The following is a 26,616-nucleotide window of genomic DNA, read 5'->3' as shown; positions in this document are numbered from 1 at the left end:
TACTGTCGCCTCGGTCAATCGCGACCTTGCGGATCGCGAACGGCATTTCGCCGGCTCAGGACTGCAGATCGAGGCTTGCGAGCTGGTGCCGGTCGAGCAGAACGATCTGGCGTTGGGTGTTGCCGATGAAGCCGAGAACGCCGAGCTCATGCAGTCGCGACAAGGCTCGCGAGACGGTCTCCAGCGTCAGGCCGAGATAGTCGGCGATATCGCGTCGCGACATCGGAAGCGCCATGACGCCGGCAGCCGTCAGGCGCTTGTCCATTTCGAGCAGGAACGCGGCGACGCGCTCCAGGGAGGTCTTGCGGCCGAGAAGCAGCATGTGGTCTTCCGCATGCTGGAGGTTGCTCGTGGTCATGCTGAGCAGGTTTCTGGCCACCATGGCATCGCCCTCCGCCACGGTTTCCAGGCTTTGGCGTTTGATCAGCCGCACCGTGGTGTCGACGATGGCTTCCGTCGTGAACCGATGCTCGCTGCCGTTCTCGAGCCCGAAAATGTCGCCGGCGAGGTGAAATGCGCCGATCTGCCTGCGGCCGTCCGACAGCAGCTTGTAGCTTCGCACCGCGCCGGACTTGACCTGGTAGACATACTCGGCCGGCTCCTTCTCGCCGTAGATCTCGGAGCCTTTTCGGTAGGAAAATTCGCTTAAATTGACCAGTGCATTTGAATGACTTGCCATGCCGAGGTCGCGGAGAGTATTGGGACGCAGCGTGGAATCCGTCGTGATGCGAACGAACATAGGCCAACTCCTCAGCTTTTCCGCCGAATTGGTCTGGCAAACGAAATGCTTTGCCGAGAATGCGCCGCGCAATCCCACTCCCGCCGAAGTTGATTTTCGACCAAGGAAGTATTCTTATCCATTGTCCCGAGGTTCATTGTACCAAAGGACAGCACTGGCGATTGCTGCGCTGGCTGAGAAGCCCAGCCACAGGGCAGATGCGACATATTGCGAAGCAGATATTTCGACCTTCAAACGTGAAGATCGATTTGAAAAATGAGTAGGACGTCGAGCGTCCTAATTGATTTTTGGCGAGAGGTAGAGTTGCCAGGCCTTGTTCACGTTGTTGACGACGACGCGTCCTTTCGGACCGCGATCGAGCGCCGGCTGAAGCTCGCGGGATACGAGGTAGCGACCTATGCTTCCGCAGTGGAGCTGCTGGACTCGCTGTCGGATGAGGAGCAGGTCGGGTGTATCCTGCTCGACGTCCGGATCCCTGGCCTGAGCGGTCCGGACCTGCAGGCCCGGCTGGTCGCCTCCGGTTCGATGTTGCCCATCATCTTCCTGACCGGTCATGCTGACACGCCAACGACGGTACGTGCGATCAAGGCCGGTGCGGAAGACTTCCTGACCAAACCGGTGTCGTCCGCGCAACTGCTCGACGCCATCGAGCGGGCGCTGGCCAGTCAGCGGACGGCGCGCGCCCAGGCCAGCAGGCTTGATTTGCTTCGTCGTCATCTGGCCGCACTGACGCAGCGCGAGCGGCAGGTGTTTGATCTGATCGTGCGCGGCCGGATCAACAAGCAGATCGCGCATGAACTGGGGACCACCGAGCGCACGGTGAAGGCGCACCGCCATCAAGTGATGGAGAAGATGCAGGTTCGCTCGCTGGCGGAGCTCGTTTCGATCGCAGAGCGTCTCGGAATGCTCGATCCGGACGAACGCTGACGGCTTCGGGACGGCGCGAGTTCCCTTGATGTGCCTGTCCCAAAGGACAATGCCGCGGCGTGTTGACAGTGCGCGACGAGCTGTGTGCAATAATGCGCATATAACCGCGTCAAAGTGCGGAGCAATCGTATCCAATATCCCACCGTGGTCTTCCGGAAAGGCACATCGCCTTGCCCCTGCGCGAGTCCGTCTTTGTCGTTGATGATGATCTGTCCATGCGAACCAGCATGGACAGGCTTCTGCGAGGACACGGCTTCGCCACGACGCTTTTCGACACCGGGAGCGCCTTGCTCGATCACGGCAGGTTCCACACCGCGATCTGCATCATCCTCGACATCAATCTGGGTGCAAAGTCCGGCATCGAGGTGCGGCGAAGCCTGGCCGACAAGGGCATCGCGGCGCCGGTGATCTATGTCACCGGCAATGACAGCCCGGCAAACCGCGCCGCGGCGATGGCCTCAGGGTGCATTGCCTATCTGATCAAGCCCTTTGCAGCGCAGTCCTTGATCGAGTCCGTCGAGCGCGCCCGCGTCTTTTAGCTCCACGCCGGCCGTCATTCGTCGACATATTGCTCGAACGTCCTGGTCGGCGCCCCCGTGTGAGCGGAGGCAAATTGCGCCAAGGGAATCGAGGCCGTCAGGGCAAGAAGATTGGAATCGACAAGTTCGAGCAGAAGCGTCTGACCCTTTTCCATCTCCGCGATGATTGTTGGCGCCACGACGTCGGCCGCGATGCATAGATTGGTGAGACACCAGGTATAGGGAATGCGGAACGCGGCGCCGTGGTCGATGGCTAGTTTAGGCGATTGTTGCAGGTACATCCCGACCGGTACGAAAAGTTGCAGGCGGGCCGTGGGCGCGTCCTCCCGCTCGATCAGATCGATGCGCACGGCCGTCTGCCCGGTCGCGAACCGGCCGGTGATCGAGGTTCGGCAGAGGGTGGGCGCGCCGCCGGCCTTGAAGCACAATTTTTGCCAGCTGCCATAGCTGATGTCGTTTGCTTCGCGCTGGCCGCGCGTTGCGAACTCGGGGGGCTTTTCGGATTGCGCCGCCCTGGGCGAAGCGATACTCGAGATCGTGGCGGCCCCGATTGCTGCAACCATCAGGAGGCCAGAGAGGCAATCAAGATCACGGGCCATCGCTGCAACTCCGAAATCCGGACTCAGTTCTGCGCATCGAGAAACTTGGCGACCAACGGCGACCAGAGCGGAACCGCATCCGGCGAACCGATGAAGAAATGTCCCTCGTTGCCGAACGGCGGCATCAGGTGATATTCGGCCCGGCCGCCGGCGGCGATGAAGGCATCGTGCATGCGCTTTGACAGCTCGGGACCGAAAAACGTGTCGTTCCCGATGTAGATCCACAGCATCGGCACGCGCGATGCGCGGCCGAAATCGGCGGTGGCCTCGACCAGGCGGTCGGGAGCGCAATTGTTGTTCGGCTTGCCGTCGACGCGTCCACCGCGGCCCCCGGCAAAGACAATGATGGCCTTCACTTGCGGCGGGTTCATGCTCGACAGGGCGATCGCAGCCCAGCCGCCGGCGGACTGCCCGACCACGATCACGTCTGTGGGAATGATGCGCTTCTCGGCGGCCATATAGTCGATGATCCAGAGATCGACCTGGGCGATCGCAAGGCCGGCATCATGGAAGTTCGGATTGGTGCATTTGCCAACTTTCGAGAAGAACGGCCCATAGAGCGCCCGCTCGGGGATATCGATCGCTGCTGCGCCATACCCGCTGCCGACCGGCGCCACCACCAGATAGCCTCGCCTTGCGAACCATTTGGCGGCGTCGCGAAATTCCACTAGCGGAAAAAAGCTGCGATTGGTCGGGTTGAGCGAGACACCATGGTTCATGATCACCAGCGGAAACGGTCCGTCGCCGACCGGGCGCACCAGATAGGCGAACATCGGCAGCGGCAGGGGCAGCGCCCAGATTTCCTCCTGGATGCGGACCTCGTCCCCGGCGCGCGTGGGCGATACGGCCATGAAGAGGGCGAGGAAGGTGATCGCGAGACAATGGAGCAAGGCAGGTCCGCGTCGCATCCCCGCCTCCCTCAACCTGCGTAGGTTGCGGCCACGACGATCGGGCCGAGTACCGTGAGCACGACATTGCCGACCGCGTAGGGGACGGCGACGCCGAGCACCGGGGTCTGGCTCTCGGCAACGTCGCACGCGCCGGTGACGGCGGCATCGACCGTCATCGCGCCGGCGAGCGCACCGCAGGTCACGACGGGATTCATGCGCAGCAGATAATAGGCAACGAGCGTTCCGACCACCATCGGAACCAGCGTGACCACGATCCCCATGCCGACCAGCAACAGGCCGTGGGCCTGGATCGCCGACCAGGCGGCGAGGCCGTTGCCGAGTCCGATTGCCGCGATGAAGCCGCCGAGGCCGATGTCGCTCAGGGTCTGCTGCGCCGCCGGCGGCATTGCGCCGATGCCGGGCCGGCGCGTCCGCAGCCACCCGCAGACGAGCCCTGCGATCAGCGCGCCGCCACCGCCACCCAGCGTCAATGCGACAGTGCCGACCTTGAAGCTGGCAAGGCCGGCCAGAAGACCCACTGCAATGCCGGCGGCGAGATAGGCGATGTCGGTGCGATCGCTGGTATTCAGGGCGTGTCCCACGTGCGCCGTTGCGCGCGCGATATTGCCGGTGCTGCCGACCAGCGTCATGACGTCGCCGAGATAGACCCGCGTGTCGGGACCGAGTGGCACTTCGCGGCCCATGCGCCTCAGCGCACGCAGGAATACGCCGCGTGCATTGTCGCCGAGCCGGTCAACGATTTCGCGAAGCGAGCGGCCGTGCAGCTGGGGATCTTCGACGAGCACCTCGATCACATTGCCCGGCAGGTTGCGCAGCAGCTCCTCCGCGTCGATCTCGGCCCCGAGGATCGGTTTGGCCGCGACGATCGCGGCGGTCGGACCGGCTATGACGATGTCGTCGCCGGCCTCGAGCACGGTGTCCTGCTGCGGCTTGATGTCGGCCCCGCCGCGCACGATCCGCTCCACGACCGTGCGGCTGCCGATCTCCGCCTCGATGGTGCCGATGGTGCGACCAGCGGCGGCCGACACGCGATAGGCGCGGGCCTGGAATTTACGGTACGACAGGTTTTCCGTCTTCGGCGGCACACCGCCGGCGAGCTCCGCCTCGAGCTTTTTCGCCTCCGTCTTCAGATCGATCCGCATCAGCCGTGGCGCGACGAATGGCACGAACAGGAGCGTCAGGATGTAGCCGAGCACGTAGGTCACCGCATAGCCCGCCGCGATGTTGGCTTCCTGCCGCTTCAGCACGTCGCTCGGCAGGCCGAGCTGCGCCAGCGCGCCAGATGCGGTGCCGATCACCGAGGATTGCGTCAGCGCCCCGGCCGTCAGTCCCGCCGCTGTCCCCGTATCCAACGTGAAGACACGAGCGAAGATGAGCACCAGGACGAGCCCGGTGGCGCCGATCACCAGCGCCAGCACGACCTGTGCCAGGGTCCGCAGGCTCAGCGAAGCGAAAAATTCCGGTCCAGAACGGTAGCCGATGGTGAACACGAACAGGCTGAACAGGATCGCCCTGAGGATCGGCGGAAACGTGAAACTCCCGAGTTGTCCGATCAGCACGGCGACGATCAGGATGCAGGCGGTGGTTCCGATCGAGAAGCCGCGGATCCTGATGCGGCCGAGGATGGTGCCGATCGCGATCGCCAGCAGCAGGAATATTTCCGGTGCGGTGGCAATGATCCACCTGACGGTTTCCATGGCATTCCCCCGGCGCTTTGGCGTGATTTGATTGGAGACGGCGGGACGTTGCTTGATCCAGATCAAGCCTTCGCGGCGACGTGGCGGCGCCATGACGCGATGGAATGTTCGCGACAGCCCGTATTGCCGACATGAGTACCTTTGACGTCGCCGCCGGCGCGATCCGCCGCGATGAGACAGTCGAGATCGTCCTGCTGCTCGCGTTCGCGGGCGGCTATATCGATGCCTACACCTGGATCATCCATGGCGTGTTGGCGAACGCTCAGACCGCCAATGTGATCTTCCTGTGGGTTCATGCGATGGGAGGTGAGTGGGCGAAGGCACTGCACTTCGTGCCGCCGATCCTGGCGTTCGCGGTCGGCATCGTGATCGCCGCTTGGCTGCGCCGCGTTGCCGCGGAGCGGGCTAGCGCGCTCAGCGTCCTGCTCGAAATCCTGTTCTTGATCACGATCGGCATCCTGCACAACCGTCTGCCGGACCTCGCCGGAACGCTCGGTATTTCCATGGTCGCGGCCATCCAGGCGGCGATGTTCGTCAAGGTCGAAGGCACAGTGTGCAGCACGGTGATGATCACCGGTAACATGCGACAGTTCATCGAGAACCTCTTTGCGATCGTGTGCGGAGGTGCGCCGCTCGGGTCGCTGCGCAAGTCGGTCATCTTCTACGCGCTGTGTGCAGTGTTCGGTTGCGGCGCGGCCGCCGGTGCTTTTGCCACCAAGACCATTCCCGACCTCGCCCTCGGTATTCCCGTGGTCGCGCTGTTGATCGTGCTGCTGCGCTGCGAAGCGCCGCGTTCGCAGGAGGGGAAATGAGCGCGCCATCCGCCCCGGCCTGGACCGAATGTCGCGTTCCTCGGCCGCTTGCCCGGCCGCTATTCGGATAGCGCGAGACTTACGTCACGCAGGGTGACCTTCTGCATCGTCGGCGCTCATGCGCAGCTCCGCGACGTGCTGCGCGCCGAAGGGCTCGCCGACAAGACCGACAGCGGCCAGTGGCTGCGGTCGCTCGATAGCCTGCTCGCGATGATCAGGCGAGCGTCGCGCAACGAACGGCCTGATGTGTCGTGTTGCGCTGCGAACGCATGGCATCGGGTCGCATAATGCATGCGACCGTTGACTTGGATCAACGGAGCGACCCGCGCCGCACCCACAACATCCCGCATCACCTTCGGTAAAAAGGATCGGGAGAGAGAGATGTCCAAAGAGGCCAAGCCCGCACAGAAGCGCATCGACCAGTTCTTTTCCGGCCCTGGTGCACGGGCAGACGACTGGCGCGATCTTGTGGAAGCAGCAAAGACCTGGGCGCGCGTCGGCAATCGCACAGCCTATGACGCGGCGCTGGCCGATCTTTCGATCACCGAAGAATTTCACGGCTATCCCGGTCCGCACCTCATGGCGGCGCTGCGGGAAGCTGCGGCCGCCGGCGACGGTGCGTCATCGTTCGCCCTTGCGACGAGAATTGCCCAGGCGCTGGCAACGCGATCCTTCCGCCAGCATGCCGGCGACTGGAGCCCCAAGGACGACGGCAATGGCGATGCGCCCGAACTGGTGCCGCCGGCCTTTGGCGCGCACAGCGCGCGCAGGCCGTATTTCGAGACCCTGATCGTCACCGGCGTATCATCCAGCCAATGGCCGGCGCTGGCCGCCGAATGGCGCAAGCTGCGGCGCCCGGTCGACGCGTTCATCTATGAACCCGTCATCGTCGGCAGCCTGGAGGACGCCTTCTGCGCGACGATGCTCAATCCGAACATCGGAGCAGTTATCATCAACGAGGGCTTCGGCCTGCGTTCGCGCCACGATGCGCCGGTGTTGCGCTCGATCATGGTTTCGGCCGGTCTCAACGACGAAACGGACGCCTCGGCGCTGCGGCTCGCCCAGATCATCAAGCGCGTCAGGCCCGAGCTCGACCTTTACATGATCTCGAACCGGGACGTGGAGGAGCTCGCCGGCAATCCCGAGGCGGATGTGGTCCGCCGAATCTTCTATTCCGTCGAAGAGCTGCTGGAACTGCATCTGTCGATCCTGGAAGGCATCCAGGATCGCTACGACACGCCGTTCTTCGACAATCTCAAGAAATACGCGCAGCGTCCGATCGGCACCTTCCATGCGCTGCCGATCGCGCGCGGCAAGTCGATCTTCAAGTCCGACTGGATCCGCGACATGGGTGACTTCTACGGCCCGAACCTGTTCCTGGCCGAGAGCAGCGCCACCACCGGCGGTCTCGACAGCATGCTGGAGCCGACCGGCAACATCAAGAAGGCGCAGGAGAAGGCGGCGAGGGCGCTCGGTGCCGATCGCGTCTTCTTCGTCACCAACGGCACCTCGACATCGAACAAGATGGCGGTGCAGGCGCTGCTGGCGCCCGGCGACATCGCGATCGTCGACCGCAATTGCCACAAGTCGCATCATTACGGCATGGTGCTGGCCGGTGCGCAGCCGCTCTACGTCGAAGCCTTCCCGATGACGGAATATTCGATGTACGGCGCGGTGCCGCTGAAGACCATCAAGCAGGCGCTGCTGGGCGCCAAGGCCGACGGCCGGCTTGACCGCGTCAAGATGGTCGACCTGACCAACTGCACCTTCGACGGCCATATCTACAACACAAGGCGGGTGATGGAGGAATGCCTCGCCATCAAGCCCGATCTGATCTTCCTCTGGGATGAAGCCTGGTTCGGCTTCGCGCGGTTCTCGCCGTTCCTGCGCCGCCGCACCGGACTTGGCGCCGCCAACGAAATCGAGGCATGGATGCGCCATCCCAAGTCGGTCGAGGCCTATGAGAAGCAGCAGGCCGAGCTCGGCAAGAACCCGTCCGAGGAGGCGCTGCTCAAGACCCGCCTGATCCCGGATCCCAGACAGATCCGGCTACGCGTCTACCAGACCAACTCGACCCACAAGTCGATGTCGGCGATCCGCCAAGGCTCGATGCTCTCGGTCAAGGACGTCGAATTCCACACCGTCGAGCAGCAGTTCAAGGAGGCGGTGTTCACCCACGCCTCGACAAGTCCGAACCAGCAGCTGATCGCGAGCCTCGACATCTCGCGGCGGCAGATGGAGCTGGAGGGATATGGCCTCGTCGCCAATGCAATCGAGATTGCGTTCGCGATCCGCCAGGCAGTCAACAACAATCCGCTGATCTCGAAATATTTCCGCATCCTCGGTGCCGACGCCATGGTGCCGGCGCAGTATCGCCAAAGCGGCTTCACCGACTTCCTCGCCCCCGGCGTCAACTGGGCGAATACGCTGAAGAGCCTGAACGAGGACGAGTTCTGCCTCGACCCGACCCGCATGACGCTGGTGTGCGGCATGGCCGGCTATGACGGCACGCAGTTCAAGGGCATTCTCGCCAACGAGTACAACATCCAGGTCAACAAGACCTCGCGCAACTCGGTGCTGGTCCAGTCCAACATCAACAACACCCGCAGCGATGTCGCGCATCTGGTCCGTGTGCTCGCCGAGATCGCGGGCGAGATCGACCGCGGCCTTGCCCAGGGTGGTGCCAATGCGCGGAAGGTCTTCGAGGCACGGGTGACGAGCCTCATGAAGGACGTGCCCGACCTGCCGAACTTCTCGCATTTCCACCCGAGCTTCCGCAGCGATGCCGGCACCAAGACCAATGAAGGCGACATCCGCAGCGGCTTCTACGCGGCCTATGACGTTGCCGGCTGCGAGCACATTCCCCTCAACGATCCCGAGATCGACCGGCGGCTGAAGGCCGGTCCCGAACTCGTCTCGGCCAATTTCGTCATTCCCTATCCGCCGGGCTTCCCGATCATGGTGCCCGGCCAGGTCATCACCCAAGAGACCATCGACTTCATGCGCAAGCTCGATGTGAAGGAGATCCATGGTTACGACGCCAAGGAAGGGCTGAAACTCGTACGGACGGAAGCCTTGGCCAAGCTCGGCAGGCCAAAGCCGAGCGCGCAGCCGAAGCTCAAGGCCGCGTCATAGGCCGGGAGGGGACGAACATGCAGGCATTTTTCGAATTCTTGCAGCAATACCCCTATTTGCTGCTGTTCTTCGTGGTCGGTCTCGCCGTCTATATCGGCCGGGCCAGCATCAAGGGTTATGGCCTCGGCATGGTCGCCGGTGCCATCGTGGTCGGCGCGGGGCTCTCGGTCTGGGCATCCAGCTATGGCGTGAAGCTGGAGCTGAATAACTTTGCCAAGAGCCTGTTCTACTATCTCTTCATGTACGGCGTCGGCCTGCGCGTCGGTCCTTCCTTCGTCAACAGCCTGAGGGGCGACGGGATCAAGTTCCTGTTCCTCGCCGTGGTGTCGAGCGTGGTCGGCCTGGCGTTGGTCGTGATCGGTGCAAAGCTGTTCGCGCTTCCGCCCGGTGCGGCCGGCGGCATGCTGGCGGGTTCGCAGACCATGTCGGCGGCGATTGGTTCGGCCGAGCAGGCCGTCACGTCAGGCGTCGTGAAACTGCCTGCCGGGATGAAGCCAGAGGATGCCTCCGGCATGATCGCCTTGTCCTACGGTATCACCTACATTTGGGGCACCGTCGGCATCATCCTGATCTGCAAATATCTGCCGCGCTGGTGGGGCGTCGATGCCAAGGCCGCCGCGAAGCAATATGAGCAGGAGTTCGGCGTCAAGGATCTCGAAGGCGGCGCCCTGACCGGCTACCGTCAGTTCGGTCTGCGGGCCTACCGGCTGGAGAATCCAGCAACGGTCGGGATGAGCATCGCCAAATTCCGCGCGATCAATCCGGAATACCGGATCGTCAACGTGGGGCGTAATGGCGAGCCGCAGGGCGCTGATCCCGAGCTCGTGCTGCAGAAGGGCGATATCGTCGCGCTGGGCGGCTCGACCGAGCATTTGACCGGGAAGATGGGCCTGATCGGTCCGGAGGTCGCCGACGCCAAGACGCTCGGTATACCCATGGACCAGGCTGAAATCGTCGTCTTCAACAAGGATGTCGTCGGGCGTACTTTCGAATCCTTCCGCGACACGGCCATCGCCGGCCAGCTGCAGGTGACCAAGGTCGAACGGGGCGGCGTGCAGATCCCGGCCGGTCTCAAGACCAAGCTGGAACGCATGGACATCGTCTCGGTGGTCGGCCTGAAGTCGGCGGTCAACGAACTCGGCGAGATGTGGGGCCGCATCGCGCGCGCCAACACTTCGACGGACCTGCTGACCCTGTCGGTCGGCATGATCATAGGCTTCCTGATCGGCATGATCGAATTCCCGGCGTTTGGCGCCAAGGTCGGTCTCGGCAATGCCGGCGGGCTGCTGCTGTCTGGCGTGATCGTATCTTCGGTCGTGTCGCGTTTACGCTTCTTCGGCAATACGCCGAATGCGGCGCGAAACGTGCTCGAGGATCTCGGCCTAGTCGTGTTCGTCGCGATCGTCGGCGTCAATGCCGGCGCCGGCCTGTTGGCTCAGCTTACCGGCGCGCTCGCGCTCAAGATCTTCATCGTCGGCTTCATCGCGTGCACGATCCCGCCGTTCATCGTCTGGGCGATCGGATTCCACGTGTTCAAGATCAATCCGGCGGTGCTGATGGGCGGCGTTGCCGGCGCTCGCTCGCATTCCGGCCCGTGCCGCGAGGCCGCGGTCGAGATCCAGAGCTCCGTGCCCTGGATCGGATTCCCGGTCGGCTATGCCGTCTCGGGCATCCTTCTCACCATCTTCGGCTACTTCGCCATGATCCTGGCTCAATAAGGGGAAGACACGTCATGAGAAAACTGACCTTCGGCGCCGTCCTGGTCGCCTCGCTCGCAACCGTTGCCGGCTTCAGCACGCCGACGCATGCCGATACCGGCCAGGTTGCGGTCGTCTTCACCAAGGGTGGCTTCATCGTCGGCGCCGGTGGCGGAGAGGCGTTTTGGTCTACCGGGGCAAGAAGTATCCGTTCACGGTGTCTGGCATGAGCGTGGGCCTCACCATCGGGGCGTCGACGACGAAGTTCGTCGGTCGGGCGCTCAATCTGAAGGGGCCGGCATCCATCGAAGGCTCCTATGCCGTGGGAGGAGCGGGTGGGGCAATCGCCGCAGGTGCTGGCGCCGTTCAGTTGCAGAACAGCAATGGCGTGATCCTCCAGCTCAGCGGTCCCAAGGTCGGCGCGGAAGTATCGGCTGCCGTCGGCGGCGTCACAATCCGCCTGAAATCGAGTTGAACGAGCCGCGCAGCGCGCCCGTTCACGCGCGCGCTGCAGGAGCCCGCCTCACAAAGCCTTCGTCTTGTTGATTCAAATCAAGCTCGAATCGGATCGGTACCCGACCTTATCTTCGGGTGCCTATCGCGGTCGTGCGGCGGCATCATCCAACAGCGAGTGATGGCACCCCAATCATAGGAGAAGATGCCATGCTTCGTTATCTTCTGGCTGCTCTTGCGGCCTTCGTCCTGCTCACCGTCAGCCTCATTCCCGACGATGCTTTCGCTCGTCGCGGTGGTGGCGGCTTTCATGGCGGCGGAGCGCGTGCAGGTGGCTTTCATGGCGGAGGTGTCCGCGGTGGCGCTGTTCACGCGGGCCGCATCCATGGCGGGCACCGCGTCGCCGGAGGTCCGCGCCCTGCTCATCCGATAGCCGGTCGTCCCGGCCGCTATCCAGTCGCAGGTCGTCCGGGTCGTCCCGTCGCCGGCTATCCGGGATATCGTCCTGGCTACGGCTACGGCTGGGGCCGCGCGGCCGGCGCTGCCGCGGTTGGGGCTGCAGCAGCGGGCGCTTACGGCGCTTACGGCTACTACAACAACAGCTGTTATCAGGACACCTACGGCAATTGGGTCTGCCCGCAGCAAAACCGGTATGGCTATTGAGCGATTGACGGCAAAGCGCGATGACGATTCATCCTAATCGCATCGCGCTTTAGCGGCCTGATGCTGCTCAATAGCGCTGCGCGACGAAATTCATCCCCTTGAGGCTGGTCTGGTCGTTGTAGCGTCCCTTGTCGGAGCGCTTCGGCAGCTTGATCGTGTCCTTCTTGATGCGCTTGTAGGGAATGGCGCCGAGAAGGTGGGCGATGCAGTTCAGCCGCGCCCTTCGCTTGTCGTCGGAGCGGACGATGTGCCAGGGTGCCTCCTTCGTGCTGGTCTTCTTCAGCATCAGGTCGCGCGCCCGCGAATAGTCGTACCACCGCCTGAAGGATTCCAGGTCCATCGGACTGAGCTTCCACTGCCGGACCGGGTCTTCGATGCGGGCCCTGAAGCGGCGCTCCTGCTCGTCCATGCCGACCTCGAGCCAGATCTTGATCAGGATGATGCCGCCGTCGATGACGTATTTCTCCATCTGCGGGCACAAGTTGAGGAAGCGCTCGTGCTCGGCGGGGGTGCAGAAGCCCATGACGTATTCGACGCCGGCGCGGTTGTACCAGCTCCGGTCGAAGATCACGATCTCGCCGCCGGCCGGAAACCGCTCCATATAGCGCTGGAAGAACAATTGCGTCTTCTCGCGGTCGGATGGCGCGGGGAGGGCGACGACCCGGAATACGCGCGGGCTGACCTTCTCGGTGATCGCCTTGATCGTGCCGCCCTTGCCGGCGGCGTCCCGGCCCTCGAACAGGATGATGACCCGGAGCTTGTTCTCCCGCACATAGTCCTGGAGGTGGCACAGCTCGACCTGCAGCTTCTCGAGCTCTTTCTCGTAATCCTTCCGCTTCATCCGCTCTGCAGCTGCGTCCTTGGCCATGCCTACCCGTCCTAATCGTCCCAGGATATGGTCACGCCGATGTCGCCCGGCACGCCGCCGGGAAAATCGATGACCTGATAGGCGATGCGATAGCCGCGCGGTTTCAGGTAATCGGTCCAGAGCTGGAAGATCTCCTTGGGGATCCCGGTCAGAGTGTTCTCCCAGCCCTTCTCCATCTGATTGATGGCGCGGCCCTTGTCCGTGCACAGTGAGTTGGGGAAGCGATAGACCAGCACTTCCGTCAGGCCGTTTCGCACCGCGCGCTGGATGATGGTCGAGGCGAGCTTGATCTTCTCTTCCTCGGTCTTGCCCGACGGCTTGCTCAGGCGCTCGATCAGCGCACGCTTCTCGGCCTCGGCGGCGGCGGCGAGGCGGACATATTCTTCCGCCTTTTCAGCCTCCTTGAGAGCGGCTTCCTTTCGGATCTGGGCGGCGTTGGGGATGAGATCGTCTAGGCCGGTCATGGCGGGCGGCTCCTGATGGTTATCCAATCAGCACGCAGAAAACGCTAGGTCCGGCGCAAAAGCGTTCCCTTGATTCAAATCAAGCAAACGCGGACCTATCCGCACACAGTGCTGCACATGCATGTCTTGACCGGGAGAGACGCTTGAGCGACCAGCTTCATCCGATGGCACCGCATCATCTGCCGTTCTATCTGGCGCCCGGGAGCGGGACCGACACGCTGATGGTGGTGATGGGCGTATTCCTGATCGGGACCGTGCTCTGGGTCGGCACGCTTTATTGGAAACTGCACAGCCTGCCCGAGCGGATGGCGCACAAATCGCAGAAATTGCAGTTCGAGCTTGTTGCGGTGCTCGGCCTGATCTCTCTGTTCACGCACATGCACATCTTCTGGATCGCCGGCCTGCTCCTCGCGTTGATCGACATCCCGGATTTCGGCACGCCGCTGCGCAGCATTGCCGGATCCGTCGAAAAGATCGCTGACGCAACGCCGGTTGCCGATGGCGGGGATGTCTTGCCCGAGGCCGCTGCGACGCCGCTTCTGCAGGATAAGCCGGGACCCGCCAAGGAGAAGGAGCACAGCCATGTTTGAGCTGATGTTCTGTTCGCTGCTGACGATCCTGCCCGATTACCTCTACCGCCGTTATGTTCAGGGCAAGCGGTTCGGCAAGGAGATCACCTTCTTCTCGATCTGGTACGAGTTGCGCTGGGGCATCACCGCCTGCCTGATGCTGACGATCTCGTTGATTACGATGATCTTCTACTTCCATCCCGCAACCTCATCCGCGACGTTGTACTTCCGCACCGTGCCGATTCTGCCCGAAGGCTCGGGCCGTGTCGCCGAGGTGAAAGTCGGGTTCAGCGCGCCGGTCAAGAAGGGCGATGTTCTGTTCACGCTCGACAGCTCGAAGCAGCAGGCTGCATTCGAGACCGCCAAGCGGAAGGTTGCAGAGGTCGATGCCGCCATGCAGACCGCACAGGCGGATGTGGTCAAGGCCGAGGCGCAGATCGGGGAGGCGAAGGCCAACTACCAGCAGGCCAAGGACGAACTCGAGGTCAAGTCCGAGCTCCAGCGCCGCAATCCGGGCATCGTTCCGCAGCGGGATATCGAAAAGCTCCAGGTCCTGGTCGACCAGCGCCAGGCGGGCGTCGACGCCGCAACGGCCGTGAAACAATCCGCATCTCTGCAGGTCTCCGTCCTGCTGCCGGCCCAAAAGGCCAGCGCCGAAGCCGCGCTCGACCAGGCTCAGGTCGATCTCGACAAGACCCTCGTACGCGCCGGCGTCGACGGGCGCGTCGAGCAGTTCCTGGTTCGCCCCGGCGACGTCGTCAACCAGCTGATGCGTCCGGCCGGCGTTCTCGTTCCGGAGGGTGCGGGCCGCAAGGCGCTCCAGGCCGGTTTCGGCCAGATCGAGGCGCAGGTGATGAAGACCGGCATGGTCGCGGAAGCGGCCTGCATCTCGAGGCCATGGGTGATCATCCCCATGGTGATCACGACAGTGCAGGACTACATCGCGGCCGGACAGTTCCGCTCCGGCGAGCAGCTCATCGATCCGCAGAATGCCGTCCGCCCCGGCACGATCCTCGTGTTTCTGGAGCCGCTCTATAAGGGCGGCCTCGACGGTGTCACGCCGGGCTCGAGCTGCATCGTCAATGCCTACACCAGCAACCACGAGGAGATCTCGGCCAAGGACACCCCGACCAGCCGGAAGATCGCGCTGCACGTCGTGGATGGCGTCGGCCTCGTGCATGCGCTGCTGCTGCGCATTCAGGCGCTGTTGCTGCCGATCCAGACACTCGTGCTGAGCGGCGGCCATTGAACGAGAGAAGCGGACGAACGAGACTATGGGCGGGTCGTCACGCGCCGCTGAGGCCCGCCTCGGGGCTGTCCGTGCGCTGCAATCCGCGCTAAAATTGCCGGAGATCGCAGTCAGCGAAAGCTGCGGGGAGTGGAGCTGAGCGGGCGCATGTCCAGGGATGCGGTCAGGCCGGTTGCGGCTGCGTGGCTTTGTCTCGGCCTCTTGCTCGCCGGGTGCACGCTATGCAGTCCTGTGCGCGCGCAATCGGCCCCGGCACCGCGCAGCGAGCCCAAGCGTGTGCTGATGCTGCATTCCTTCGGGCGCGATTTCTTGCCCTGGAGCGAGTACGCACGCAGCATCAAGACCAATCTCGAGGAGCGCTCTCCCTGGCCGCTCGATATCCAGGAACATACGCTTCTTACGGCCCGGTTCATCGCGCCGGGTCCTGAGGGGCCCTTCGTCGAATATCTTGGTTCGCTGTACGAAGGGCGGCCACCTGACATCGTGATGAGCATTGGCGGGCCAGCGGCCGGATTCGTGCAAAGGCATCGCGAGAAGCTGTTTCCGAAGGCGCCAATGGTCCTCACGACAGTCGAGGAACGATTGATCGACCGCTCACGCCTGACCCGGAACGACGCGGTAGTGTCAGTCCGTAACGAATTTGTCACGGCCTTCCGCAACGTTCTGCAGGTGCTGCCGGACACGCAGACGATAGCCCTCGTCATTGGCGCGTCTGCGTTGGAGAAATTCTGGCTCGAAGAGGTCAAGAGGGACGTCAAGCCGCTCGAAGGCCGGGTTTCGTTCGTTTGGTACGGCGATCTGTCGTTCGAGGACATCCTGAAACGGGCATCGACGCTTCCCCCGCACACGGTTCTGTTCTGGGGGTTGATGTCGGTCGACGCGGCGGGTGTCGTTCATGATGGAAATCTGGCGCTGCATCGCCTTCAGGCCGTCGCGAACGCCCCAATTTTCTGCTTTGAGGAGTCGTTCTTCGGACGCGACATTGTCGGCGGTCCGATGCATTCAATTCCTGAACTCGGCCAAAAGACCGCCGATGCGGCACTGCGAATTCTGGGCGGGGAAGAGCCTGCAAACGTCAGAATTGAACCGATCGCATATGCCGCTCCTAAATACGATTGGCGGGAGTTGCAGCGCTGGGGCATCAGCGAGAGTAGCCTGCCCAAGGGAAGCACCATCCTGTTTCGCGAGCCGAGTATCTGGCAGCGCTATCGCTGGCAGATGCTGATGATCTCGGCCGTGTTCCTGGTCCAGGCCGGACTCATCAGCGGGCTCCTGCACGAGCGTCGTCGCCGGCGGGTTGCCGAAGTCGAATCGCGTCAGCGCCTGACGGAACTCGCCCACGTGAACCGCTACTCGGCGGTTGGCGAGCTGACGACCTCGATCGCGCATGAACTGAACCAGCCGCTCGGATCGATTCTGACCAATGCCGAAACGGCAGAGCTCATGCTGAAGGCTGCCCAGCCCGATCTGGTCGAGATCCAGCAGATCCTCGCCGACATCAGAAGGGACGACCAACGGGCGAGCGAGGTGATCCGCAGGCTCCGTAGCGTTTTGAAAAAGACCCCGTTCGAGGTCAAGGACATCGAGCTCAACGATACGGTGCGCGAAGCAATTGGTCTCGTGAAGGCGCTCGCCCAGGGGCGCCGGATCACGTTGAGCTATCTGCCGGTCATGGCCGGCCTTCACGTCAAGGGCGATCCGGTCCAGCTTCAGCAGGTCCTCCTCAACCTGATCATCAACGCGATGGATGCGATCTCCGACGCCGACACCGGAAAGCGGGAGGTCAGCGTCGCGACCCTGCGCACCGGCCATCAGGCCGAAATCAGGATCACCGATACCGGGCCTGGAATGGCCGCCTCCGACGTCGCAAACGTCTTCGATCCGTTCTTTACGACGAAGCCGCATGGCATGGGCATGGGACTTGCGATCGCCAGGACCATCGTCGAGGCTCATCACGGCACGATCGCTGCTGCGAACCAGCCTGCGGGCGGTGCGCTGTTCACCATCCGGCTTCCGATCGCTGGCTGAGAAATGATCCGCGTGGCTCAGGGGCGGGCTGTCTCGACCGAAAATCCTTGTCGAATGCTCGTGCGTCCTTGCGCTGCGGCAGCCGCGACGGCCTGGTTTCGTTGATCTCGATCAACAAATGCCTGCGGCCCGGCTTGATCCTCCCGCACTGGGAGTCAGACGGAGGATGTAATGTTTCGTTGCGGCACGACCCTGATGGCGCTGGCGCTCTTGATGGCGACTTCGGTCGCCGCAGCGGCGCAGACCCCAACAACACCTGCAGCGCCGGCGCCGCAGGCGCAGCCTGCCAGTCCACCTGCGCCGACGGCCGAGCTCTTGAAGCCCGAGCAGCTCGAGGCCCTCGTCGCGCCGATCGCGCTTTATCCCGACGAGTTGCTCGCCAATGTACTGGCTGCCTCGACCTATCCGCTGGAAGTGGTGCAGGCCGACCGCTGGCTGAAGGAGCGCAAGAGCCTGAAGGGCGATGCGCTGAAGACGGAAGTTGAGAAGCAGGGCTGGGACGACAGCGTCAAGGCGCTGGCCAGCACCGCCGACGTCCTCGCGATGATGAGCGACCAGCTCGACTGGACCAAGAAGCTGGGCGATGCCTTCCTCGCGCAGCAGCCCGACGTGATGGACGCGATCCAGCGTCTGCGCAACAAGGCCTATGACAACAAGAAGCTCGTCACCACCAAGCAGCAGAAGGTCAGCGTCCAGTCTCAGGAAGGCAAGCAGGTCGTCTTGATCCAGCAGGCCGATCCCGCGGCGATGTACGTGCCGTATTACGACCCGGCGACGGTCTACGGCAGCTGGCCCTATGCGGAATATCCGCCGTATTATTGGGGCTATCCGTCTTACATCGGCGCCGGCATGGTCGCCGCCGGTCTCGCCTTCGGCACGGCCTGGGCGATCGGACGCTGGGGCAATTACTGGGGCGGTGGCTTCAACTGGGGCAACCGCAACGTCTATGTCAACCATCGCACCACGAACATCGGCAATGGCTGGCAGCACAATCCGGCGCATCGCGGTGGTGTCCGCTACAACAACAGCAATGTTCAGCAGCGCTTCGGCAACAACAATCTGAAGGCCGGCGTGTCGGACCGGATGGATTTCCGCGGCCGCGACGGCAACCAGGTGCTGCGGCCCAACCAGGGTGCCGGGGACCGGGCGGGAGATCGTGCGGGCGATCGCGGCGGTCCAGGTGATCGTGCCGGCAATCGCGGCGACCGGCCCGGCGGCGGCGATCGTGCCGGTGCGGGCGATCGTGCCAAAGGTGCGAACAAGGGCGCGAGCAAGGGCGGCGGCGATCGCGCCAAGGCTGCGAACCGCGCCGGCGGCGGTGCGGCCAATCGTGGCGGCGGCGGCGATCGTGCCGGTGCGGGCGATCGTGCCAAAGGTGCGAACAAGGGCGCGAGCAAGGGCGGCGGCGATCGCGCCAAGGCTGCGAACCGCGCCGGCGGCGGTGCGGCCAATCGTGGCGGCGGCGGCAATCGCGGCGGTGCCATGAACGTTTCCTCCGGCCGCTCGGCTGCCGCCGCATCCGCGCGCGGCCGCAGCAGCATGGCGAGCATGCCGCGCGGTGGCGGCGGCGGACCAAGCTTCGCCGGCCGCGGTGGCGGTGGCGGCATGGCGATGCGTGGCGGCGGTGGAGGAGGCGGCTTCCGCGGCGGTGGTGGCGGTGGCCGGCGTTCCGACGTCGCGCTGAAGCACGATGTCGTCCTGCTCGGTCATCTCTCGAACGGTATTGGCTATTATCGGTTCAGCTATATCGGCAGCGGCAAGGCCTATGTCGGCGTGATGGCGCAGGAGGTCGAGCAGGTGATGCCCGATGCCGTGACCCGCGGCAGCGACGGCTATCTGCGCGTCCATTACGAGAAACTCGGGCTGACGTTCCGCACCTATCGCGACTGGCTCGCTGGCGGCGCGAGAATTCCTGCGGAGGTGATGCCATGAGTGCTCTGAAATCGTTTAACCGTGCGCTGCTTCCCGGCGTGCTCGCGCTCGTGCTGCTCGGATCGGCCTCTCTCGCGCAGGAATCCTACAAGACACCGGAAGAGGCCGCCTCTGCCCTTGCTGCCGCGGTCAAGAGCGGCCCGAAAGACATTTTGAAGGTGCTCGGCAGGAACGCGGAGGACATCGTCTCATCCGGTGACGAGGTCGCCGACAACGACATCCGTCAGCGCTTCACCTCCATGTATGACGCCAAGCACGGCATCAAGGCGGAGGGCAACAAGACTGCCACCTTGATCCTCGGGCCCGACGATTTCCCGTTCCCGATTCCGCTGGTCAACAGCAGGACGGGCTGGGCGTTCGACACCGACGAGGGACGCATCGAGGTGCTGCGCCGTCGCATCGGCCGCAACGAGCTCGACGCGATCCAGACCGCGCTCGCCTTCGTCGACGCGCAAAACGAATATGCCGAAAAGGACCGCGGCGAGGGCGTCGGCGTCTACGCGCAGCGCATCGTCTCCTCACCCGGCAAGAAGGATGGTCTGTTCTGGCGCGACGACAGTGATCCGAGCCCGCTCGGTGCGCTCGCGGCCGAAGCCTCGAAGGAGGGCTATCGCGGCGGGGACGTCGGACCTGAACCTTATCACGGCTATTACTTCCGGATTCTCAAAGGGCAGGGGCGGGACGCGCCTGGCGGCGCGCTCAACTACGTCGTCAAGGGCAAGATGATCGGCGGCTTCGCCCTGATCGCCTGGCCCGCGGAATACGGCAATTCGGGCGTCGTGACCTTCCTCGTCAATCATGACGGCGTCGTCTATCAGAAGGATCTCGGCCAGCGCACCGAGTTCATCGCGCAGCGCATCACGCTGTTCGATCCCGACCAGACCTGGAAGAAGGTCGATGCCGCAAAACCCTGAGCCGCGCCTGCGCGGGCGCGCATTTCGCCTGATCGTGTTGCTTCTGCTCGCGTTCGGGCTGACCCTGCCGGCGACGCCGTCCTTCGCGCAAGCGGCCGGTCAGGTCAGAGTGAAGATCGTCAAGGCAGGCCTCCTGGTCGGCGGTGGCGCCGGCAGCGGCGTGTTGACGTACCGGGGCAAGACCTATCCCTTCAAGGTCAGCGGCCTGAGCTTCGGCGTCACGGTCGGTGCAACTTTCAGCCGTCTCGACGGCTGGGCATCCGGCATCCGGGAGGTCGGTGATTTCGCCGGCACCTACAGTTCCGTCGGCGGCGGCTTTGCGCTGGTCGGCGGTGCCAACGGTGTGCACCTCCGCAACGAAAAGGGCGTCACGATGGTGTTGCAAGGCCCGAAGGCGGGACTCGAGCTGGCGGCCAATATCAGTCAGATCACGATCGCTTTGAGGTGAAGGCTCAGGCCGGGCGCGCGGATGCAAGTGAGAGCGACAGGCGCACCGTTCTCGGATCTTCACTCCGTCCAGGCCTGAATCCCGCCTTCGCGAACACGCTGCGCATGGGCGTGTTGTCGGACAGAACCTCGGCCGTGAGCTCTCTTATGCCTTGTTCGCGCGCGATGTCTGTCAGGTGTCTCAGCAGCAGCGAGCCTACGCCGCGACCTTGCCAGGCATCCACCACGACGAAGGCCATCTCGGCCTGACCGGGCTCGACGACAACGTACCGGCCCCCGCCGATAATGGCGTATCGACCCTGTTCTTCTGCGAGAGCGGCCAGCGCAACGTGATTGCTGAAATCCACGTCCATGAAGTAGGCGCGCTCCTTCTCCGAGAAGTGCCGTTTCAAAACGAAGAACCGGCTCTGCAGCGACTGCGGGCCGGTACGCGCGATGGCAGCAAGCATATCCGCCTCGTCGCTGGCGCGAAGCGCGCGGATCTGGATCGGAGTGCCGTCCTTCAGGACGGTTTGCACGCTGTAAGTTGCAGCTTGTGACATGACGATGTTGCTCATCCAAACCGTCCAGCCGGGTCTCATGCCTTGTGATGCAGGATAAAGGCCTCCCAAGCGTGCAGATCATCTTGACCTAGATCAACGTTCGTCCTCGCCCAGCGCCGTCAATGGGCGAGGGCGACGGAGAGGTCGAGAACATGGCCATGGACAACGTACAAATTCCGGGCGGCCCCATGTCGGGGCTGGTCGCCTCGGCAGTTGAATACCTGGTCGATGCGGGACAGCGCAGTGTCCTGTTCCTGGATATCATGCGCCGGCGCGGGGATCAGTACAGGCAGCATGTCGCGCAAACCGCGCCGCATGTTCTGCAATATGCGGCCGAATTGATCATGGACGGGCGCCAGCTCGCCGAACCCGTCAATTACGCGCTGGTACGCATCGTTCCGCCTGCCAACGTCGAGATCGACATGAACCGGCGGCCGTTCGTCGTGGTCGATCCACGTGCGGGCCACGGCCCCGGCATCGGCGGCTTCAAGGCCGACAGCGAGATCGGGGTGGCGATGAAGGCAGGCCATCCCTGCTACTTCATCGGATTCCTGCCGGACCCGATGCCCGGTCAGACCATCGGGCGCATCGCGCGTGCCGAAGCCATCTTCATCGAAAAGGTCATGAGCCTTCACCCGGATGCCGACGGCAAGCCCTGCGTGATCGGCAATTGCCAGGCCGGATGGGCCGTCATGATCCTGGCCTCGCTGCGTCCCGAGCTGTTCGGGCCGCTGATCATCGCCGGCGCGCCACTGGCCTATTGGGCCGGCGTGCACGGAAAGTATCCGATGCGCTACTCGGGCGGGCTACTTGGCGGAAGCTGGTTGACGGCCCTGACGTCTGATCTCGGCGCCGGCAAGTTCGATGGTGCATGGCTGGTGCAGAACTTCGAGAACCAGAACCCTTCGAATACGCTCTGGACCAAGCAGTACAACGTCTATTCCAAAGTCGACAGCGAGGCAGATCGCTACCTCGAATTCGAGCGTTGGTGGGGCGGCCACGTCAATTTGAACGCCGAGGAGATTCAGTTCATCGTCGATGAGCTGTTCGTCGGCAATAACCTCGCCGCCGGCAACATCGAAATGTCCGATGGCCGGAAGGTTGATCTTCGCAACATCAGATCCCCGATCGTGGTGTTCTGCTCGGAGGGCGACAACATCACACCGCCGCAGCAGGCGCTGCATTGGATCCTCGATTGCTATGCCGATGTCGATGAGATCAGGGCCTACGGTCAGACCATCGTCTACACCGTGCACCAGAGCATCGGCCATCTCGGCATCTTCGTCTCCGGCGGCGTTGCCAAGAAGGAGCACGCGGAATTTTCCAGCAACATCGACCTCATCGACGTTCTGCCGCCCGGGCTCTATGAAGCAACATTCGAGGCGAAGGACGAGGAAACCGCAAGTTCGGATCTGGTCGTCGGCCAGTGGGTGATGCGATGCGAGGCACGGACGCTCGACGACATCCGCGCCATGGGCGGCAATTCGCCCGAGGACGAGCGACGCTTTGCCACCGCCAAGCGGATTTCGGAAATCAACCTGGCGGCCTATCAGAAATTCGTCCAGCCATGGCTCAAGCGCATGGTGACGCCACAGATGGCGGAATGGGCTCACAACATGCATCCATTGCGGCTGCAATACGAGCTGTTCAGCAGCCAGAATCCCTATATGGCGGCGGTGAAATCATTGGCTGAGAAGGCCGCCGAGGAGCGCAAGCCGGTCGCTGCGGACAATCCGTTCCTGGCGTTCCAGGAGCAGATCTCGAAGCAGGTCGTTCACGCCCTCGACAGCTGGCGCGATTCACAGGAGGCACTCAGCGAAGCGATGTTCCTCAGCGTCTACGGGTCCCCGGCGCTCCAGGCGGCGGTCGGGATCGACCCGACATCCACGCCGTCGCGTCGGCGTGAGATGTCCGCCGAGCATCGCGCCATGCTCGAGAAGCGCATCGCCGATCTGAAGTCGCGGATCGGTGAAGGCGGCCTCCGTGAAGCGGCGCTGCGCGCTTTGCTCTATGTCGGCTCGGCACGGGGGATGGTGGACGAACGCAGCATCGAGGCTCTGCGCCAGGTTCGCAGGGATCATGGCGGCGCACGCATGTCTCTTGCCGAGTTCAAGATGCTGGTACGCGAGCAGTTCTTCATGCTGTTGCTCGATCGAGAATGGGCGCTCGCCGCAATACCGAAATTGCTGCCTGACGACGTCAACGCTCGTCGCGCAGCATTTGAAGCGATCGAGCGGGTACTGTCGGCCAGTGCGGACGTCACGGGCGAGCGCGCAAACCGGCTGCGGCAGATCGCTGGCCTGTTTGGCCTCGAGACCGCGGACGGTTCCGAAAGGGCGTCGAACGTTGCCCCTTTCGACCCTAAGGCGAAGGCTTCGTAACGTGGGTTGTGAGGATCGGGAGCGACATCATGTCAGCAGATGCGACGGCCACGCAGTCTCCCAGCAAGTATGACCGCCTGATCGCCGCGGCCAAGGCGATTCCGCCGACGCCGACCGTCGTCGTGCATCCCTGCGATGAGACATCCTTGCGGGGCGCCGTCGACAGCGCGTCTGCCGGCATCATCCGGCCGCTGCTGGTCGGGTCGGAGCGCAAGATCAGGGATACGGCTGCCAGGTTCGGCCTGGACATCGCGGGTTGTGAGATCGTGGATGCCGCACACAGCGACGATGCCGCCGCGAAGGGTGTCGAATTGATCCATGCCGCGCGCGGCGAATTGCTCATGAAGGGCAGCCTTCACACCGACGAGCTGATGCGGGCCGTCACGGCCAAGGTCGGGGGATTGCGGACCGATCGGCGCATCAGCCACGTTTTCGTCATGGATGTGCCGGCCTACGCCGAGACGATCTTCGTCACTGACGCCGCGATCAACATCTTCCCTGATCTCGACGCCAAGCGGGACATCATTCAGAACGCGATCGACCTCTACAATCAGGCGGGCTTCGGCAAGTCGCCGCGGGTGGCCATCCTTTCCGCGGTCGAAACCGTCACGTCGAAGATTCCCTCCACCATCGAGGCCGCGGCGCTCTGCAAGATGGCGGATCGCGGCCAGATCACGGGCGGCGTGCTCGACGGGCCGCTGGCCTTCGACAATGCGATCGACCTCGAATCGGCGCGGATCAAGGGCATCAAGTCCGAGGTGGCCGGCCGCGCTCAGATCCTGGTCGTGCCCGACCTCGAAGCGGGCAACATGCTGGCCAAGAACCTCGCCTATTTCGCCAAGGCCGACGGCGCCGGCATCGTGCTCGGCGCGCGTGTACCCGTGGTCCTGACCTCGCGTGCGGACAGCCCAAGAGCGCGGATGGCATCGTGCGCGGTTGCTGCACTTTATGCTCACGCGCGGCGCCAGAAGGCGCCGACTATCGCGGCGTGACCGCCATGGACAGCATCCTCGTCGTCAACGCCGGCTCCTCGAGCGTCAAGTTCCAGGTCTTTGCGATCGAGGGCGAGGGCATTCTGCGCCGCCTGATCAAGGGGCAGGTGGACGGCATCGGCAGCCGGCCGCGCTTGCGGGCAAGTAGGCCAGGCAACGATCCCATGGCGGATCGGGCCTATCCCATCGAGGCCATTCCGGACGTGCCGGCGGCGATGGACATCGCGGGGACATGGCTCCGGAACGAAGCACGTATCCATCCGTTGGCGGTCGGGCATCGCGTCGTCCATGGCGGGCCTGATTATGAGCGGCCGGTTCTGATCGACCACGGGGTGGTGGCGCGGCTGGAGCGTTTCGTCACGCTGGCGCCGCTGCATCAGCCGCACAATCTGGCGCCGATCCGCTCGATCCTGGCCAATTTCCCGGCGATCCCGCAGGTCGCTTGCTTCGACACCGCGTTTCACCGCACCCACGGTCCGCTGGCCGATCATTACGCCATCCCCCACCAGCTCCACGCTGAAGGTGTGCGGCGCTACGGCTTTCACGGGCTCTCCTATGAATACATCTCCAGGACCCTGCCGCAGATCGCGCCAGACATCGCAAAGCGCCGGGTGATTGTCGCCCATCTCGGCAGTGGCGCGTCGATGTGCGCGATGAAGAATGGTCTGAGCGTCGAGAGCACGATGGGATTCACCGCGCTCGACGGGCTGCCGATGGGCACGCGCCCGGGCCAGCTCGATCCGGGCGTCGTGCTGTATCTGCTGTCCGAGAAGGGGATGACGGCATCGAAGGCGCAGGATTTTCTCTATCGCGATTGCGGATTGAAGGGGCTTTCCGGGATCAGCAACGACATGCGCGAGCTGGAGGCGAGCCTTGACCCGCAAGCGAAGCTGGCGGTGGATTATTTCGTCTATCGCATCGGCCTCAACGCCGGCATGCTGGCGGCGGCGCTGCAGGGGATCGATGCCTTCGTCTTCACCGCCGGCATCGGCGAGAACTCGAGTGGTATCCGCGCACGTGTGGCGGAGCAGCTCGGCTGGCTTGGCGTGGCACTCGACCCTGCCGAGAACACACGCCATTCGCGGCTGATATCGGCGAAGACGAGTCTCGTTCCGATCTACGTCGTCCCGACGGACGAGGAGCTCATGATCGCGCAGCATACGCTGGCGCTGTTGATGAACGGCCAATCGCCCACCAGACAAGAGAGGGTGTCATGATTCCAGTATTTCCGGACAGCAAGATCGCTCTGAAGGGGAAGAAGGGCCTCGTCGTCGGCATCGCCAACGACCAGTCGATCGCCTGGGGCTGCGCCAGGGCGTTTCGCGCCCTCGGCGCCGATCTCGCCGTCACCTATCTGAACGATCGCGCCAAGAAGCACGTCGAGCCGCTGGCGCAGGCGCTCGAAGCGCCGATCTTCCTGCCGCTCGACGTCATGGTCGAAGGCCAGACCGAGGCGGTATTCGAGCGGATCAAGTCGGAGTGGGGGCAACTCGATTTCCTGCTTCATTCGATCGCCTTCTCGCCGAAGGAAGCACTGCACGGCCGCGTCGTCGATGTCGGCCGCGACGGCTTTCTGAAGACCATGGACGTCTCCTGCTGGTCGTTCCTGCGGATGGCACATCTTGCCGAACCCCTGATGAAGAACGGCGGCACGATGTTCACCATGACCTATTACGGCAGCCAGATGGTGGTGGAGAACTACAACATCATGGGCGTCGCCAAGGCGGCGCTCGAGGCCGCGGTTCGCTATGCCGCGGCCGAGCTCGGTCCGAAGGGCATCCGCGTGCACGCGATCTCGCCAGGACCGCTAGCGACCCGCGCGGCCTCGGGCATTCCGGAGTTCGACGAGCTGATGGACAAGGCGCAATCCAAGGCACCCTCTCGCAGCCTCGTCAGCATCGATGATGTCGGTAATGCCACCGCGTTTCTGGCGCTCGACGGCGCCAAGCTGATCACCGGTGGCGTGCTGTACATCGACGGCGGCTATCACATCATCGATTGAGCGCGGGTTGCCGCCGCGCTGAGCAGTCCGGCGACCCATGGGCTGATGGTGGCATA

At 63.5% G+C, this 26,616-nt stretch carries 25 protein-coding genes and 1 pseudogene; 19 read left to right on the top strand and 7 right to left on the bottom strand.

Annotated features, from left to right (window positions below; genetic code table 11):
- Positions 1–55 precede the first annotated feature (55 nt).
- Positions 56–739, bottom strand: coding sequence for a helix-turn-helix domain-containing protein (locus tag ACNJYD_RS24135; protein ID WP_439363537.1), 684 nt, complete (start codon positions 737–739; stop codon positions 56–58).
- Here ACNJYD_RS24135 and ACNJYD_RS24130 point away from each other — a divergent pair.
- From ACNJYD_RS24130 to ACNJYD_RS24120, 3 genes are all read left to right on the top strand, one after another.
- The gene (locus ACNJYD_RS24130) at positions 726–998 is read left to right on the top strand and encodes a hypothetical protein (protein ID WP_439363536.1); all 273 of its coding nucleotides are present in this window, start codon (positions 726–728) and stop codon (positions 996–998) included. The two genes, ACNJYD_RS24135 and ACNJYD_RS24130, sit on opposite strands and share 14 nt — an antisense overlap.
- Before the next feature lie 44 nt (positions 999–1,042).
- Positions 1,043–1,666 carry a response regulator transcription factor gene (locus ACNJYD_RS24125; RefSeq protein ID WP_212256538.1) on the top strand — a complete coding sequence of 208 codons (624 nt, stop codon included), beginning with the start codon at positions 1,043–1,045 and terminating at the stop codon, positions 1,664–1,666.
- Between the two features lie 227 nt (positions 1,667–1,893).
- Positions 1,894–2,205 carry a response regulator gene (locus ACNJYD_RS24120; RefSeq protein ID WP_439363535.1) on the top strand — a complete coding sequence of 104 codons (312 nt, stop codon included), beginning with the start codon at positions 1,894–1,896 and terminating at the stop codon, positions 2,203–2,205.
- A gap of 14 nt (positions 2,206–2,219) precedes the next feature.
- Here the strand turns inward: ACNJYD_RS24120 and ACNJYD_RS24115 are convergent, their stop codons facing one another.
- The 3 genes from ACNJYD_RS24115 to ACNJYD_RS24105 all read right to left on the bottom strand — a co-directional run bounded on the left by ACNJYD_RS24115 (position 2,220) and on the right by ACNJYD_RS24105 (position 5,412).
- On the bottom strand, positions 2,220–2,804 hold the full coding sequence (locus ACNJYD_RS24115; RefSeq protein WP_439363534.1) for an invasion associated locus B family protein: 585 nt from the start codon (positions 2,802–2,804) through the stop codon (positions 2,220–2,222).
- 23 nt (positions 2,805–2,827) lie between these two features.
- On the bottom strand, positions 2,828–3,655 hold the full coding sequence (locus ACNJYD_RS24110) for an alpha/beta hydrolase family protein (protein ID WP_439367508.1): 828 nt from the start codon (positions 3,653–3,655) through the stop codon (positions 2,828–2,830).
- Positions 3,656–3,723: 68 nt separating this feature from the next.
- Positions 3,724–5,412 carry an aspartate:alanine exchanger family transporter gene (locus ACNJYD_RS24105; protein ID WP_439363533.1) on the bottom strand — a complete coding sequence of 563 codons (1,689 nt, stop codon included), beginning with the start codon at positions 5,410–5,412 and terminating at the stop codon, positions 3,724–3,726.
- 131 nt (positions 5,413–5,543) lie between these two features.
- Between ACNJYD_RS24105 and ACNJYD_RS24100 the strand changes: the two genes are divergently transcribed.
- The 6 genes and pseudogenes from ACNJYD_RS24100 to ACNJYD_RS24075 all read left to right on the top strand — a co-directional run bounded on the left by ACNJYD_RS24100 (position 5,544) and on the right by ACNJYD_RS24075 (position 12,172).
- Complete coding sequence (locus tag ACNJYD_RS24100) at positions 5,544–6,224, top strand: YoaK family protein (protein WP_439367507.1); 681 nt, start codon at positions 5,544–5,546, stop codon at positions 6,222–6,224.
- Between the two features lie 93 nt (positions 6,225–6,317).
- Positions 6,318–6,512: a hypothetical protein gene (locus ACNJYD_RS24095; protein WP_439363532.1), complete on the top strand. Its 195-nt coding sequence runs from the start codon at positions 6,318–6,320 to the stop codon at positions 6,510–6,512.
- 93 nt (positions 6,513–6,605) lie between these two features.
- The gene (locus ACNJYD_RS24090; protein WP_439363531.1) at positions 6,606–9,359 is read left to right on the top strand and encodes a decarboxylase; all 2,754 of its coding nucleotides are present in this window, start codon (positions 6,606–6,608) and stop codon (positions 9,357–9,359) included.
- A 17-nt stretch (positions 9,360–9,376) separates the two neighbouring features.
- The gene (locus tag ACNJYD_RS24085) at positions 9,377–11,077 is read left to right on the top strand and encodes an aspartate:alanine exchanger family transporter (RefSeq protein WP_439363530.1); all 1,701 of its coding nucleotides are present in this window, start codon (positions 9,377–9,379) and stop codon (positions 11,075–11,077) included.
- A gap of 14 nt (positions 11,078–11,091) precedes the next feature.
- A pseudogene (locus ACNJYD_RS24080) lies at positions 11,092–11,531 on the top strand (hypothetical protein).
- A gap of 188 nt (positions 11,532–11,719) precedes the next feature.
- Positions 11,720–12,172, top strand: coding sequence for a hypothetical protein (locus ACNJYD_RS24075; RefSeq protein WP_271511850.1), 453 nt, complete (start codon positions 11,720–11,722; stop codon positions 12,170–12,172).
- A 67-nt stretch (positions 12,173–12,239) separates the two neighbouring features.
- On the opposite strand, the gene ppk2 is transcribed toward ACNJYD_RS24075, so the two are convergent.
- Both ppk2 and ACNJYD_RS24065 read right to left on the bottom strand, forming a co-directional pair.
- Entirely contained in the window at positions 12,240–13,040 is an 801-nt protein-coding gene (gene ppk2 / locus ACNJYD_RS24070; protein ID WP_439363529.1) for a polyphosphate kinase 2, read from the bottom strand.
- 11 nt (positions 13,041–13,051) lie between these two features.
- Positions 13,052–13,504, bottom strand: a complete 453-nt coding sequence (locus ACNJYD_RS24065) for a hypothetical protein (RefSeq protein WP_439363528.1) — start codon at positions 13,502–13,504, stop codon at positions 13,052–13,054.
- A 164-nt stretch (positions 13,505–13,668) separates the two neighbouring features.
- On the opposite strand from ACNJYD_RS24065, the gene ACNJYD_RS24060 reads away from it, so the two are divergent.
- From ACNJYD_RS24060 to ACNJYD_RS24035, 6 genes are all read left to right on the top strand, one after another.
- Positions 13,669–14,094, top strand: a complete 426-nt coding sequence (locus ACNJYD_RS24060) for a hypothetical protein (RefSeq protein WP_439367506.1) — start codon at positions 13,669–13,671, stop codon at positions 14,092–14,094.
- Positions 14,087–15,322: an HlyD family secretion protein gene (locus tag ACNJYD_RS24055; protein ID WP_260383165.1), complete on the top strand. Its 1,236-nt coding sequence runs from the start codon at positions 14,087–14,089 to the stop codon at positions 15,320–15,322. Before ACNJYD_RS24060 ends, ACNJYD_RS24055 begins: the two co-directional genes overlap by 8 nt.
- A gap of 147 nt (positions 15,323–15,469) precedes the next feature.
- Positions 15,470–17,350: a sensor histidine kinase gene (locus tag ACNJYD_RS24050; protein ID WP_439363527.1), complete on the top strand. Its 1,881-nt coding sequence runs from the start codon at positions 15,470–15,472 to the stop codon at positions 17,348–17,350.
- Between the two features lie 171 nt (positions 17,351–17,521).
- Positions 17,522–19,282, top strand: coding sequence for a DUF3300 domain-containing protein (locus ACNJYD_RS24045; RefSeq protein WP_439363526.1), 1,761 nt, complete (start codon positions 17,522–17,524; stop codon positions 19,280–19,282).
- Positions 19,279–20,196: a DUF2950 domain-containing protein gene (locus ACNJYD_RS24040; RefSeq protein WP_439363525.1), complete on the top strand. Its 918-nt coding sequence runs from the start codon at positions 19,279–19,281 to the stop codon at positions 20,194–20,196. Before ACNJYD_RS24045 ends, ACNJYD_RS24040 begins: the two co-directional genes overlap by 4 nt.
- Positions 20,180–20,644 (top strand): hypothetical protein, encoded by a 465-nt coding sequence (locus ACNJYD_RS24035; protein WP_260383169.1) that lies wholly within the window; start codon positions 20,180–20,182, stop codon positions 20,642–20,644. Before ACNJYD_RS24040 ends, ACNJYD_RS24035 begins: the two co-directional genes overlap by 17 nt.
- A 4-nt stretch (positions 20,645–20,648) precedes the next feature.
- Here the strand turns inward: ACNJYD_RS24035 and ACNJYD_RS24030 are convergent, their stop codons facing one another.
- Positions 20,649–21,200: a GNAT family N-acetyltransferase gene (locus ACNJYD_RS24030; protein WP_439363524.1), complete on the bottom strand. Its 552-nt coding sequence runs from the start codon at positions 21,198–21,200 to the stop codon at positions 20,649–20,651.
- A 143-nt stretch (positions 21,201–21,343) separates the two neighbouring features.
- Here ACNJYD_RS24030 and ACNJYD_RS24025 point away from each other — a divergent pair, with 143 nt between their 5' ends.
- The 4 genes from ACNJYD_RS24025 to fabI are packed head-to-tail and all read left to right on the top strand — an operon-like array spanning position 21,344 to position 26,560.
- Entirely contained in the window at positions 21,344–23,566 is a 2,223-nt protein-coding gene (locus ACNJYD_RS24025) for a DUF3141 domain-containing protein (RefSeq protein ID WP_439363523.1), read from the top strand.
- Positions 23,567–23,595: 29 nt separating this feature from the next.
- On the top strand, positions 23,596–24,558 hold the full coding sequence (locus ACNJYD_RS24020) for a phosphate acetyltransferase (protein ID WP_212256502.1): 963 nt from the start codon (positions 23,596–23,598) through the stop codon (positions 24,556–24,558).
- A 5-nt stretch (positions 24,559–24,563) separates the two neighbouring features.
- The gene (locus ACNJYD_RS24015; protein WP_439363522.1) at positions 24,564–25,775 is read left to right on the top strand and encodes an acetate/propionate family kinase; all 1,212 of its coding nucleotides are present in this window, start codon (positions 24,564–24,566) and stop codon (positions 25,773–25,775) included.
- On the top strand, positions 25,772–26,560 hold the full coding sequence (gene fabI / locus ACNJYD_RS24010) for an enoyl-ACP reductase FabI (protein ID WP_439363521.1): 789 nt from the start codon (positions 25,772–25,774) through the stop codon (positions 26,558–26,560). Before ACNJYD_RS24015 ends, fabI begins: the two co-directional genes overlap by 4 nt.
- Positions 26,561–26,616: the final 56 nt, after the last annotated feature.

This window comes from Bradyrhizobium sp. SPXBL-02, from assembly GCF_051853065.1.
Taxonomy (GTDB): Bacteria; Pseudomonadota; Alphaproteobacteria; order Rhizobiales; family Xanthobacteraceae; genus Bradyrhizobium.
This window is presented reverse-complemented; position numbering and strand designations above follow the sequence as displayed.